This is a genomic window from Microbacterium sp. NPDC012755 (assembly GCF_042901325.1).
Taxonomy (GTDB): domain Bacteria; phylum Actinomycetota; class Actinomycetes; order Actinomycetales; family Microbacteriaceae; genus Microbacterium; species Microbacterium natoriense.
In genome coordinates, this window is record NZ_JBIBCT010000001.1 from 219,564 (window position 1) to 231,350 (window position 11,787).

13 protein-coding genes are annotated in these 11,787 nt (G+C 67.6%); 2 read left to right on the forward strand and 11 right to left on the reverse strand.

Features of this window, described 5'->3' with window-relative positions; translation table 11 throughout:
* Nucleotides 1-141 precede the first annotated feature (141 nt).
* Both ACFY5A_RS01135 and ACFY5A_RS01140 read left to right on the forward strand, forming a co-directional pair.
* Entirely contained in the window at nucleotides 142-1,362 is a 1,221-nt protein-coding gene (locus ACFY5A_RS01135; protein WP_105673663.1) for a PAS domain-containing protein, read from the forward strand.
* Nucleotides 1,363-1,444: 82 nt separating this feature from the next.
* Nucleotides 1,445-3,022: an AMP-binding protein gene (locus ACFY5A_RS01140; protein WP_387231297.1), complete on the forward strand. Its 1,578-nt coding sequence runs from the start codon at nucleotides 1,445-1,447 to the stop codon at nucleotides 3,020-3,022.
* 159 nt (nucleotides 3,023-3,181) lie between these two features.
* Here ACFY5A_RS01140 and rplQ read toward each other — a convergent pair whose 3' ends face one another.
* From rplQ to secY, 11 genes are all read right to left on the reverse strand, one after another.
* Nucleotides 3,182-3,733 (reverse strand): 50S ribosomal protein L17, encoded by a 552-nt coding sequence (rplQ, locus tag ACFY5A_RS01145; protein ID WP_341941424.1) that lies wholly within the window; start codon nucleotides 3,731-3,733, stop codon nucleotides 3,182-3,184.
* A gap of 63 nt (nucleotides 3,734-3,796) precedes the next feature.
* Entirely contained in the window at nucleotides 3,797-4,786 is a 990-nt protein-coding gene (locus ACFY5A_RS01150) for a DNA-directed RNA polymerase subunit alpha (RefSeq protein ID WP_017201565.1), read from the reverse strand.
* Nucleotides 4,787-4,910: 124 nt separating this feature from the next.
* Nucleotides 4,911-5,309 (reverse strand): 30S ribosomal protein S11, encoded by a 399-nt coding sequence (rpsK, locus tag ACFY5A_RS01155; RefSeq protein ID WP_050722515.1) that lies wholly within the window; start codon nucleotides 5,307-5,309, stop codon nucleotides 4,911-4,913.
* A gap of 31 nt (nucleotides 5,310-5,340) precedes the next feature.
* Nucleotides 5,341-5,715 carry a 30S ribosomal protein S13 gene (gene rpsM / locus ACFY5A_RS01160; protein WP_047524098.1) on the reverse strand — a complete coding sequence of 125 codons (375 nt, stop codon included), beginning with the start codon at nucleotides 5,713-5,715 and terminating at the stop codon, nucleotides 5,341-5,343.
* A gap of 186 nt (nucleotides 5,716-5,901) precedes the next feature.
* Nucleotides 5,902-6,018: a 50S ribosomal protein L36 gene (rpmJ, locus tag ACFY5A_RS01165; RefSeq protein WP_005050492.1), complete on the reverse strand. Its 117-nt coding sequence runs from the start codon at nucleotides 6,016-6,018 to the stop codon at nucleotides 5,902-5,904.
* A gap of 64 nt (nucleotides 6,019-6,082) precedes the next feature.
* Nucleotides 6,083-6,304, reverse strand: a complete 222-nt coding sequence (gene infA / locus ACFY5A_RS01170) for a translation initiation factor IF-1 (protein WP_005050493.1) — start codon at nucleotides 6,302-6,304, stop codon at nucleotides 6,083-6,085.
* A gap of 161 nt (nucleotides 6,305-6,465) precedes the next feature.
* Nucleotides 6,466-7,983, reverse strand: a complete 1,518-nt coding sequence (locus tag ACFY5A_RS01175; RefSeq protein WP_387231299.1) for a choice-of-anchor A family protein — start codon at nucleotides 7,981-7,983, stop codon at nucleotides 6,466-6,468.
* 161 nt (nucleotides 7,984-8,144) lie between these two features.
* On the reverse strand, nucleotides 8,145-8,813 hold the full coding sequence (locus ACFY5A_RS01180) for a DsbA family protein (protein ID WP_387231301.1): 669 nt from the start codon (nucleotides 8,811-8,813) through the stop codon (nucleotides 8,145-8,147).
* Between the two features lie 125 nt (nucleotides 8,814-8,938).
* A complete protein-coding gene (map, locus tag ACFY5A_RS01185; RefSeq protein WP_387231303.1) occupies nucleotides 8,939-9,787 on the reverse strand; it encodes a type I methionyl aminopeptidase in 849 nt (282 codons plus the stop codon).
* 1 nt (nucleotide 9,788) lies between these two features.
* On the reverse strand, nucleotides 9,789-10,385 hold the full coding sequence (locus tag ACFY5A_RS01190; RefSeq protein WP_105673675.1) for an adenylate kinase: 597 nt from the start codon (nucleotides 10,383-10,385) through the stop codon (nucleotides 9,789-9,791).
* Nucleotides 10,382-11,704, reverse strand: a complete 1,323-nt coding sequence (gene secY, locus ACFY5A_RS01195; protein WP_387231305.1) for a preprotein translocase subunit SecY — start codon at nucleotides 11,702-11,704, stop codon at nucleotides 10,382-10,384. Before secY ends, ACFY5A_RS01190 begins: the two co-directional genes overlap by 4 nt.
* Nucleotides 11,705-11,787: the final 83 nt, after the last annotated feature.

Sequence of the window (11,787 nt, forward strand, 5' to 3'; positions counted from 1 at the left end):
CGGGTGCTGTCCGTCCACCTTCGAAGGACGGATGCCGCCGCTCAAGCTTCGGAAACCATTGGTCGCGGTTCTGAAACTATTGGTCGCGAGCGGCGCCTCCCCCGTGTCGCCCCGCACGCGGGCAGCGAGGAGAATGGTCCGGTGGCCTCGAAGATGACGCTCCGGATGCAGTTGCTCGCGCTGCAGGCGCTGATCGTGTTCCTGGTGACCCTGGCCACGGGCATCATCGCGGGGGCGTTCCAGGAGAACGCGCTGCGGGAGTCGTACAAGGACAGGATGCAGGCCGTCGCCCAGTCCGTCGCGCAGCTGCCCACCGTGCTCGACGCCTTCGACGACGAGGACCCGTCTGCGACCATCCAGCCGGTCGCGGAGGTGATCCGCAAGGCCTCCGACCTCGCGTACATCGTCGTGGCCAATGCGGAGGGCATCCGGTACTCCCACCCGCATCCCGACCTGATCGGAGAGCCCGTCTCGACCGATCCGTCGATCCCCCTCTCCGGCAAGATCTACGTCGGGACGCAGACCGGGACCCTCGGCCCGTCTTGGCGGGTGAAGGTGCCGATCCGCGACGACGACGGCGAGGTCATCGGCACGGTGTCGGTCGGCATCCTGGAGGAGGATCTGAGCGCCGACTTCCTCGGCGGGCTGGCATGGCTGATCTCCGCGATGCTCGCGGCGGCCGTGCTCGGCGTCTTCGGCTCGGCGTGGGTGACGTCCGTCATCCGCCGGCGCATCTACCGTCTGGAGCCCCACCAGATCGCGGCGCTCGTGAAGAACCAGGAGACGACGCTGCACCGGCTCAGCGAGGGGGTCGTCTCGGTGAACGGCGCCGGACGCATCACCCTGGCCAACGACGCCGCCGCACGGTTCCTCGGGAGGGATGCCGAAGAGCTCGACGGCGCCGACGCCGCGGAGATGCTCGGGGACGAGCTGTACACGGTGCTGCGCGAGGGAGAGGCGACGGGACGCCCGGTGATCGTGGGCTCGCACGTGCTCGTCGCCCGCAGCACGGGCGGTGAGGTCGACGGCGCCGGCGTCGAGGCGACGCTGCTGCTGCGCGACCACACCGAGCTGCACGATGTCGTGCGCCGCGTGGAGGCCGCCGACGCCATCATCGCCTTCCGTCAGCGCTTCGGCCTGCCCAAGGGCCTGAGCGCCGAGACGCTCGATCGCGTCGCGGGTGCCCTGGGGTCACGAGTCGACGCGTCGGCGAGCGAGATCGGCGAGGCCCTGCAGATCTCCCGCGTCAGCGCGCGACGCTATCTGGAGCATCTCGCGAGCTCCGGCAGGGCGGTCAGGGCGCTCGACTACTCGACGAAGGGGCGTCCGAGCACGCGGTACCGGACCATCGAGAACAACTGACCCCTGGGACTCGGTCCCGTAATGTGCGACACTGGATCGCATCAGACGGCGCCACCGGCAGACCCGGATCGAAGGAGATCTCATGGTTCGCAGTACCTACCCCGATGTCGAGATCCCCGAGGTCTCGATCTACGACTTCCTCTTCGGAGGTCTCGACGAGTCTCGGCTGGACGCGGTCGCCCTCGTCGACGGGGTGAGCGGAGCGACGACGACGTACCGTCAGCTCGTCGGTCAGATCGACCTGTTCGCCGGCGCCCTCGCCGCCCGCGGGGTCGGGGTCGGCACCGTCGTCGGCGTGCTGTGCCCGAACGTCCCCGCCTTCGCGACGGTGTTCCACGGCATCCTGCGCGCCGGAGCCACCGCCACGACCATCAACTCCCTCTACACCGCCGACGAGATCGCGAATCAGCTGACGGATGCCGGTGCCTCCTGGCTCGTCACGGTGTCGCCCCTGCTGCCCGGCGCCCAGGCGGCCGCGGAGAAGCTGGGCATCGACGCCGACCATCTGATCGTGCTCGACGGCGCCGACGGCCACCCCTCGCTGCCCGCTCTCCTCGGCGAAGGGCATCCGGCCCCCGAGGTGTCATTCGACCCCGCGACGCACCTCGCGGTGCTCCCCTACTCGTCCGGCACCACAGGTCGGCCGAAGGGCGTCATGCTCACGCACCGCAACCTGGTCGCCAACGTGTCGCAGTGCCAGCCCGTGCTCGGCGTCGACGAGACCGACCGCGTGCTCGCGGTGCTGCCCTTCTTCCACATCTACGGCATGACCGTGCTGCTCAACTTCGCGCTGCATCAGCGCGCCGGGCTCGTGACGATGCCCCGGTTCGACCTCGCCGAGTTCCTGCGCATCATCGCCGAGCACCGCACGACCTGGGTGTTCGTGGCCCCGCCCATCGCGGTGGCTCTGGCCAAGCATCCGATCGTCGACCAGTACGACCTGTCCTCGATCAAGGTGGTGTTCTCGGGCGCGGCGCCGCTCGACGGCGCCCTCGCCTCCGCGGTCGCCTCCCGACTGGGATGCACGGTCACGCAGGGCTACGGCATGACGGAGACCAGCCCCGCCGTGAACCTGATTTCGGAGACGCGAGACGACATCGACCGCTCCAGCATCGGTCCGCTCGTGCCCAACACCGAGGCTCGGCTGGTAGACCCGGAGTCCGGCGCCGACGTCGAGGTCCCCGCCGAGGGCGTGAGCGAACCGGGTGAGCTGTGGGTCCGCGGGCCGCAGGTCATGGTCGGCTACCTGAACCGCCCGGATGCGACCGCCGAGATGCTGGATGCCGACGGCTGGCTGCACACCGGAGACGTCGCGACCGTGACGCACGACGGCATCTACCGGATCGTCGACCGCCTCAAGGAGCTCATCAAGTACAAGGGCTATCAGGTCGCTCCCGCCGTGCTCGAGGCCGTGCTGCTGGAGCATCCGTCCATCGCCGACGCCGCCGTCATCGGCGCGTTCGACGAAGACGGCCAGGAGGTGCCGAAGGCGTTCGTCGTCGTGCAGCCGGGCGCGGAGCTGGATGCGGATGCCGTCATGGCCCATGTCGCCTCCCACGTCGCCCCGCACGAGAAGGTGCGCCAGGTGGAGTTCATCGACGTCATCCCGAAGTCCGCGTCCGGCAAGATCCTCCGGAAGGACCTCCGCATCCGCACCTGAGACGGGTCCCCCAGGCCCGGTCCCCACGCTCCCCTCGCTGATTCCGTCGATCCCCAGTCTCCATACGGCGGATCCGCGAGGGGAGCAGTTCCCCCCGGGAACACGAAGAAGCCCGCCGCCCCGGAAGGGGACGGCGGGCTTCTTTCCGCAAGCGGGTGCTTACTCGGACTTCTCCTCGACGGCGTCCGCGGCAGCAGCCTCGGCGGCCTCGCCCTCGGCCTGCGACTCGGCGCCTGCCTCGGCGGCCTCGTCGACGACGGGAGCCTCCTCGACGGGAGCCTCCTCGACGACCTCGGCCGGCTTCTCAGCCTTCGGGGCAGCCTTCTTCGTCGACTTCGCCTTGGGGGTGACGGGCTCGAGGACGAGCTCGATCACGGCCATGGGAGCGTTGTCGCCCTTGCGGTTGCCGATCTTCGTGATGCGGGTGTAGCCACCCTCACGGTCGGCGACCAGCGGCGCGATCTCGTTGAAGAGGATGTGCGCGGCGTCCTTGTTGGAACGCAGCACCGTGAGCGCACGACGGCGCGCGTGCAGGTCGCCGCGCTTGCCGAGCGTCACGAGACGCTCCGCGAGCGGACGCAGGCGCTTCGCCTTGGTCTCGGTCGTGGTGATCGACTTGTGGGTGAAGAGCTGGGCCGCGAGGTTGGCAAGCAGCAGGCGCTCGTGTGCGGGGCCGCCTCCGAGGCGGGGACCCTTGGTGGGCTTGGGCATATCTAACTCCTGGTCAGGAAAGGTCGGGTCAGCTGGCCTCTGCCAGATGACAATCCGGGTGGGTCAGAAGGACTCGTCTTCGCTGCCGCCGTAGAAGTGGGCGCCGTCGAAACCGGGCACCGAATCCTTGAGCGACAGACCGAGCGAGATGAGCTTGTCGCGCACCTCGTCGACCGACTTCTGGCCGAAATTGCGGATGTTCATGAGCTGCGTCTCCGACAGGGCGACGAGCTCGGAAACAGTGTTGATGCCCTCACGCTTCAGGCAGTTGTACGAGCGCACGGACAGGTCGAGGTCCTCGATCGGCATGGACAGCTCGCTGGAGTTCACAGCCTCCACCGGCGCCGGGCCGATCTCGATGCCCTCGGCCTCGACGTTCAGCTCGCGAGCGAGGCCGAACAGCTCGGTGAGCGTCTTCGCAGCCGAAGCGACGGCGTCGCGGGGGCTGATCGCCGACTTGGTCTCGACGTCGAGGACGAGCTTGTCGAAGTCGGTGCGCTCACCCGCACGGGTGGCGTCGACGCGGTAGCTGACCTTGAGGACCGGCGAGTAGATCGAGTCGATCGGGATCTGACCGGCCTCTGCGTACTCGTTGCGGTTCTGCGTCGCCGAGACGTAGCCGCGGCCGCGCTCGATGGTGAGCTCCAGCTCGAACTTCGCCGTGTCGTTCAGCGTCGCGATGACGAGCTCGGGGTTGTGCACCTCGACACCGGCCGGAGCCGAGATGTCGGCGGCGGTCACTTCGCCCGCACCGGTCTTGCGCAGGTACGCCGTGATCGGCTCGTCGCGCTCGGACGAGACGACGAGCTGCTTGATGTTGAGGATGATCTCGGTGACATCCTCCTTCACGCCGGGGATGGTGCTGAACTCGTGCAGCACGCCGTCGATGCGAACGCTGGTGACCGCGGCGCCGGGGATCGACGACAGCAGGCTGCGACGCAGCGCGTTGCCGATCGTGTATCCGAAGCCGGGCTCCAGAGGCTCGATGATGAACCGGCTCCGGTTCTCGACGATCTTTTCCTCGGTCAGTGTGGGACGCTGTGCAATAAGCACTCTGTGTTCCTTTCGATCACATGCCCGCTATATGACATGTGGTGTGGTGAGGTCTTGAGTTGTGGAAGTCATGCCCGCACGCGGGCATGCGAGGGATGCCGTGGCACCCCTCGCATGAGCCGGATCAGACGCGGCGACGCTTCGGCGGGCGGCAGCCGTTGTGCGCCTGCGGGGTGACGTCCGAGATCGAGCCGACCTCGAGGCCAGCGGCCTGGAGCGAGCGGATCGCGGTCTCGCGGCCGGAGCCCGGACCCTTCACGAGGACGTCGACCTTCTTGACGCCGTGCTCCGCAGCCTGACGGGCAGCGGACTCGGCAGCCATACCGGCGGCGTACGGGGTCGACTTGCGGGAGCCCTTGAAGCCCACGCCACCCGACGACGCCCACGCGATGACAGCGCCGGACGGGTCGGTGATCGAGACGATCGTGTTGTTGAACGTCGACTTGATGTGGGCCTGGCCCAGCGCGATGTTCTTCTTTTCCTTGCGGCGCGGCTTGCGCGCGGCGGCCTTGGGTGCAGCCATGAAAATGTTCTCCTAGTCCCTGGGGCCGCGCTTAGCGGGCCTTCTTCTTGCCTGCGACGGTGCGCTTCGGGCCCTTGCGGGTACGGGCGTTGGTCTTGGTGCGCTGACCACGGACCGGGAGACCACGACGGTGGCGGATGCCCTCGTAGGAGCCGATCTCGACCTTGCGGCGGATGTCTGCTGCAACCTCGCGGCGCAGGTCACCCTCCACCTTGTAGTTGCCTTCGATGTAGTCGCGGAGGGCGATCAGCTGGTCGTCGCTGAGGTCCTTCACGCGGATGCTCTCGTCGATCTCCGTAGCCTTGAGGATCTCGACCGAGCGGGTACGGCCGACGCCGTAGATGTAGGTAAGGGCGATCACCACGCGCTTGTCGCGCGGGATGTCAACGCCGGCAAGACGTGCCATGCGGTTCTCCTGGGTGTTGTGGAGGTATGGAACAGGATCGGTGCCCGGGCCTCCGCCCCGAGGTGTCCCCCACCGGAGTGGGATCTGATCCTGCCTGTTAGTCGCGGTCGGTGAGCGAGCGAAGAGAGACGAGACGCCTCATCGCTCGCGCGACCTGTATTGAGTTGTGTGTCAGATCTCTAGGGATCAGCCCTGGCGCTGCTTGTGGCGCGGGTTGCTCTTGCAGATCACCATGACGCGGCCGTGGCGGCGGATCACCTTGCAGTGATCGCAGATGGGCTTGACGCTGGGGTTGACCTTCATGATTTTTCCTGTTCGCTGTCTTCACCGGGCAGGCACGATGCCTGGGGTGTTACTTCTCGACCGATCAGCGGTAGCGGTAGACGATGCGCCCGCGCGTGAGGTCGTAGGGGCTGAGCTCCACGACCACGCGGTCCTCGGGGATGATGCGGATGTAGTTCTGCCGCATCTTGCCTGAGATCGTTGCCAGAACCTTGTGTCCGTTGGTGAGCTCAACGCGGAACATCGCGTTGGGCAGCGCCTCGGACACGACGCCCTCGATCTCGATGACACCGTCTTTCTTAGCCATAGCCTCGCTGACGCTTCTGCAGACCGGTCGATCTGCGGTGGGTGATTTGGATTGCGGTGCTGCACCGATTCAGACACGCCGAATCAAGGCGCAAGGCACCAAAGATCTATGGTATCCGACGGCGGGGGTTCCGGCAAGCTGGCGCCCCCGCCGTCGATGCATCACTCCGCGACGCGCCGAGCGCGTGCGGCGAGGAAGAAGACGACACCGCTGAGGAGCACCACCGCGCCTCCCCCGATCAGCCAGGTCGACGCCTGGCCGCCGGTGGTCGCGAGCGCTCCGTCGTGGGCGCCGCTCGCATCGCCGGTCGCTGCCGCCGTGGCTGAGGCCGCGGCGCTGGCAGCCGCGTTCGCGTCGGCAGCGGTACTCACGCCCGCAGACGCCCCGTCCGCCCCCGCGTCGGCGTGCACGCCGTTCGCATCCGCGCCGGCATCCGCGCCCGCAGCCACACCGTTCGCATCCGCACCGGCATCCGCACCATTCGCATCCGCGCCCGCAGCCGCACCGTTCGCATCCGCACCGGCATCCGCACCATTCGCATCCGCGCCCGCATCCGCGCCGTTCGCATCAGCGTCGGCGCCCGCGTCCACACCGGGATCGGGGTCATCGCCGCATGTCCCCGACCAGGGGTAGGCGTGCATCTCGTTGCCGCCGCCGCTGGCGAGGAGGTCGCCGCCGACGTACATGCGCCCGTTGGTGTTGGCGATCACCTCTGCGTCGGCATGGGGAGCCAGGAACGATCCGGGGATCTGCGTGGATCCCCCGATCGTCGCCGTCGTCGCGTCCTCGAGGTTCCAGAGGATGGATGCGGCGATGTCGCCGTCTCCCGGCGACGTCATCGCGATGCCGAACGGTGCCCGCAGATCGTTGTAGTCGTACGCGTTGGCCTTCAGGCTGACGGCGCCGCCGCTCACATTCACCACGATCGGCGCGTGCGGACGGATGTTGCGGAAGTAGATCGCGTTCGCGGATCCGAGCTGCTCCGCGGTGACGTCGAACACCTGCAGCTCGTCAGCGCCGGTGCCCCTGAGCTCCATGTCGACCCAGCCGGCCCCCTGTACGGTGACGACGCCGTTGGCGGTCTCGTCGCTCAGCGCGGAGGACCACCCCTCGACACGGCTCTGGAAGGAGCCGTGGGGGTCCAGCGCCACCGGGGCGGTCAGTCCCGTCTCCAGGGACGCTCCGCTGTTCTGGATGCTGCCAGGAGCCGCAGAGCCGCCGATCCTGACGGCTCCACCGGGGTTCGACGTGTCGCCGACATGCAGGACGGCGCCGTCGGCCGTCGTCACGTCTCCGCCGACCTGGAGCTGGGTCTCTCCCGGCGCGGGGCGGATGTCGGATCCGATCGCGATGCCGACGATGAAGCTGCGGTCGATGTGCATGTCACCGCCGACCACGACCAGCCCTTCGGCCTCGGCCGATCCGGTCACGGTGAGATCGCCGCCGACGTAGGTGTTGATGCCCGCGTCATGCACCTGCGGCTGCCACGGGGCGCTCCCGTCGATCCACGGGAACCCGCCGTCCGGCGTGCACATCCCCAGCGGTGCTCCGATGCCTCCAGGCAGCGGAGCGGCGTACGCCGCGGGGGCGGCGCCTCCGGCGATCATCGCGATTCCCACGGCGGCAACGGCGGCCGCTCCTCCAGCGCGCTTCGGGCGCGCGAAATTGCTCTTCATCATGTCTCCCTCCCCGGTTCATGATGGACTTTTGTTACCTTAGCTAACTAATCTGAGCGGCGCCTGGGCGGAGCCGCTCCTGCACACGACGAAGCGGGCCTGCGATAACTCGCGGGCCCGCTTCGGGACGTGTGTGTTCAGGCGTCGGAGCGCCCGGACGACGGTCAGCTGATCAGGTCGGTGAACGTCTTCATGTCCGCGGCATCCTGGAGGTTGAGGCGCTTGCCGTTGACCTCGACGGTCGGCGTCCCCTTGATGTCGTGCGCCTGGGCCTGGGCGGCGCCGAACTTGCGGTAGGTCTCGTCGGTGATGCACGAGGCAGCATCATCCGCGCCGACCTGCTTCGCGATGTCGACGAGCTGCTCGTTCGTGAGGCCGGTGCTGTTCTCCGCGGGCTGGTTCTCGAACAGCGCCTTGGCGAAGTCGAGGTACTTGTCGGGGTTCGACTCCGCGACGCAGACCGCGGCTCCTGCCGAGCGCGACGAGTACTCGGTGCCCTGCGAGAAACGGTCCAGGATCGCGATGGGGTGGTACGAGAGCGTGATGCGCCCTTCGGCGGCTGCCGCCTCGAGGTCGGCGCCGAACTGGTCTTCGAAGCTCTTGCAGATCGGGCACTGGAAGTCCGCGAAGACCGCGATCTCGTCCTTGCCCTCGCCGAACGAGATCGCGCCGGTCTTGGCGTCGAACGTCTGGTTGCTGGTGGGAGTCGCGCCCGGGCTGGTCGCCTGGTTGTTCATGAACCACACGACGCCACCGAGCGCGATCAGCACGACGACCACGGCCGCGGACACGCCGACCGCGAACCAGTTGGTGTTCTTCTTCGCGACTGCCATTGCTTTCCGATCTGTCGAGGCCCACTGTCGTGAGTCCGCCTTGAAGTCCTCGGGCGCAGATGCGCCACACGACTCTATTCTGCCTGGAGAAACCTATGCGGCTGTTGTGACCGCATCCGGGGCGCCTAGGCGATCGGCGTCGGCGTCACGCCGAAGGCAGCGAGACCCGCCGCTCCCCCGTCGGCTGCGGTAAGAACCCAGATGCCGCCGTCATGCACAGCGACGCTGTGCTCCCAGTGCGAGCCATCCGAGCCGTCGACCGTCGAGACGGTCCAGTCGTCGTCCTCGACGAAGGTCGCCTCTCCACCCGCGGTCACCATCGGCTCGATCGCGAGCACCAGGCCGGGCTTGATCTCGGCGCCGGGGTCGGGCGTCCGGTAGTTGAAGACGCTGGGCGCCTCGTGCATCTTCCGGCCGATGCCGTGGCCCACGTACTCGCGAAGGATGCCGTAGGTGTCTCCGGAGACGGCCGAGGGCCCCTGGTCCTCGATGTACCCCTGGATGGCCGCGCCGATGTCGCCGATGTGCGAGACCGACGCCATGGCGGCGATACCCGCCCACATCGAGCCCTCGGTCACCCGGGACAGCTCGGTGCGGCGGGCGACGAGCTCGGCATCCGCGTCGCCGGGCACGATGAACGTGCGCGCGCTGTCGCCGTTCCACCCCTGGTACTGCGCGCCGCCGTCGACCGAGACGATGTCTCCCGCCTCCAGCACGCGATCACCGGGGATGCCGTGCACGACCTCCTCGTTGACCGACACGCACAGCGTGTGACGGTAGCCGCGGACGAGCTGGAAGTTCGACTCCGCGCCGCGGTCCAGGATCGTCCTGTTCGCGGCGGTGTCGAGCTCGAGAGTCGTGACGCCCGGACGGATCAGCGGAGCGACGGCGTCGAGCGCCGCGGCCGTGATGAGCCCCGGCTCGACCATCGACCGCAGCTGCGCGGGGGTCTTGTAGATCGAGCGACGGAACATCTCAGACCGCGACGCGGAGGCCGCGGGCGTCGAGCGCCGCGAAGATGCGCTCGGTGATCTCGTCGAGCGAGCCCACGCCGTCGATCGTGTCCACGATGCCGCGAGGACCGTACACGGACAGGATCGGAGCGGTCTCGTGCTCGTAGATGTCCAGCCGGTGCGCGATGGCCTCGGGGGTGTCGTCGGTGCGGCCCTGCTCGGTCGCACGCAGCGCCAGACGCGAGATGCTCTCGTCGCGCGGCACGTCGAGCAGGATCACCGCGTCGAGGCTCTCGCCACGGCCCGCGAGGAACTCGTCGAGGTGCTCGACCTGGTGCGTGTTGCGCGGGTAGCCGTCGAGCAGGAAGCCTGCGGCGGCGTCGTCCTGCGCGAGTCGATCGCGGACGATCTCGCTGGTCAGCTCATCGGGCACGAGGTCGCCGGCGTCGAGGATCGCGGTCACCTGCTGTCCCAGCTCGGTGCCGGCCTTGATGTTCGCACGGAAGATGTCTCCGGTCGACACCACGGGGATGCCGAACGACTCCGCGATGCGCACACCCTGCGTGCCCTTGCCGGAGCCCTGAGGGCCGACGATCAGGAGACGAGCGGATGCGGTCATCGGAGGAGCCCTTCGTAGTGTCGCTGCTGCAGCTGCGCGTCGATCTGCTTGACCGTCTCGAGACCCACACCGACGATGATGAGGATCGAGGCGCCGCCGAACGGGAAGTTCTGGTTGGCGTTGACGACGGCCAGGGCGATGAGCGGGATGAGCGCGATCAGACCGAGGTAGATCGAGCCCGGCAGCGTGATGCGCGTGAGCACGTAGTCGAGGTACTCGGCGGTCGGACGCCCCGCGCGGATGCCGGGGATGAAGCCGCCGTACTTCTTCATGTTGTCGGCGACCTCGACCGGGTTGAACGTGATCGCGACGTAGAAGTACGTGAAGCCGATGATCAGCAGGAAGTACACCAGCATGTAGATCGGGTGGTCGCCCTTGGTGAAGTTCGCCGTGATCCAGGTCACCCAGGCTGCAGGCGTCGAACCGTCCTGCGGAGTGTTGAACTGCGCGATCAGCGCCGGGATGTACAGCAGCGACGAGGCGAAGATCACGGGGATCACGCCGGCCATGTTCACCTTGATCGGGATGTACGTGTTCGTGCCGCCGTAGGTGCGGCGCCCGACCATGCGCTTGGCGTACTGGACCGGGATGCGGCGCTGGGACTGCTCGACGAAGACGACGAGTCCCATCACGATCACGCCGACGACGAGCACCATGAGGAAGGTCTCGAAGCCCTTGGTCTCCCAGATGAGCGCCATGGCGCCGGGGAAGGTCGCGGCGATCGAGGTGAAGATGAGCAGCGACATGCCGTTGCCGATGCCACGCTCGGTGACGAGCTCGGCGAACCACATGATGAGTCCGGTGCCTGCGGTCATCGCCACGATGATGAGCAGCTGCGCCCACCACACGTCGTTCGTCAGCAGGTTCTGGCATGCGGCGACGTCGGTGTTGCCGAAGAGCTGCCCGCTGCGCGCGACGGTGACCAGCGTGGTCGACTGCAGCAGCGCGAGAGCGATGGTGAGGTAGCGCGTGTACTGGGTCAGCTTGGACTGCCCTGCCTGACCCTCCTTGTGCAGCGCCTCGAAGTGCGGGATCACCACACGGAGCAGCTGCGTGATGATCGTCGCGGTGATGTACGGCATGACGCCGAGGGCGAAGATCGACAGCTGCAGCAGTGCACCGCCGGAGAAGAGATTGACGAGACCCAGAAGGCCTTCCGTACCGGAGTTCTGCGCGAGACACGCCTCGACGTTCGGGAAGTGCACGAACGGAGCGGGGATGTTGGACCCGAGCCGGTAGATGGCGACGATCGCCAGAGTGAAACCGATCTTCCGACGCAGGTCGGGCGTGCGGAAGATCCGCGCGATGGCGCTAAACAAGGACGTCCTCCTGAAAAGGTTGCCTATCCCTGAGGGATGGCTGAAAGACCAGGGTAACTCAAAAGAGGGGCCGGAGATTTCTC

Coding starts and splice junctions, on each gene's coding strand:
- ACFY5A_RS01140 (WP_387231297.1), top strand. CDS start 1,445: ATGGTTCGCAGTACCTACCCCGATGTCGAGATCCCCGAGGTCTCGATC.
- rplQ (WP_341941424.1), bottom strand. CDS start 3,733: ATGCCCAAGCCCACCAAGGGTCCCCGCCTCGGAGGCGGCCCCGCACAC.
- rpsK (WP_050722515.1), bottom strand. CDS start 5,309: ATGGCTGCACCCAAGGCCGCCGCGCGCAAGCCGCGCCGCAAGGAAAAG.
- rpsM (WP_047524098.1), bottom strand. CDS start 5,715: ATGGCACGTCTTGCCGGCGTTGACATCCCGCGCGACAAGCGCGTGGTG.
- rpmJ (WP_005050492.1), bottom strand. CDS start 6,018: ATGAAGGTCAACCCCAGCGTCAAGCCCATCTGCGATCACTGCAAGGTG.
- infA (WP_005050493.1), bottom strand. CDS start 6,304: ATGGCTAAGAAAGACGGTGTCATCGAGATCGAGGGCGTCGTGTCCGAG.
- ACFY5A_RS01175 (WP_387231299.1), bottom strand. CDS start 7,983: ATGATGAAGAGCAATTTCGCGCGCCCGAAGCGCGCTGGAGGAGCGGCC.
- ACFY5A_RS01180 (WP_387231301.1), bottom strand. CDS start 8,813: ATGGCAGTCGCGAAGAAGAACACCAACTGGTTCGCGGTCGGCGTGTCC.
- map (WP_387231303.1), bottom strand. CDS start 9,787: ATGTTCCGTCGCTCGATCTACAAGACCCCCGCGCAGCTGCGGTCGATG.
- ACFY5A_RS01190 (WP_105673675.1), bottom strand. CDS start 10,385: ATGACCGCATCCGCTCGTCTCCTGATCGTCGGCCCTCAGGGCTCCGGC.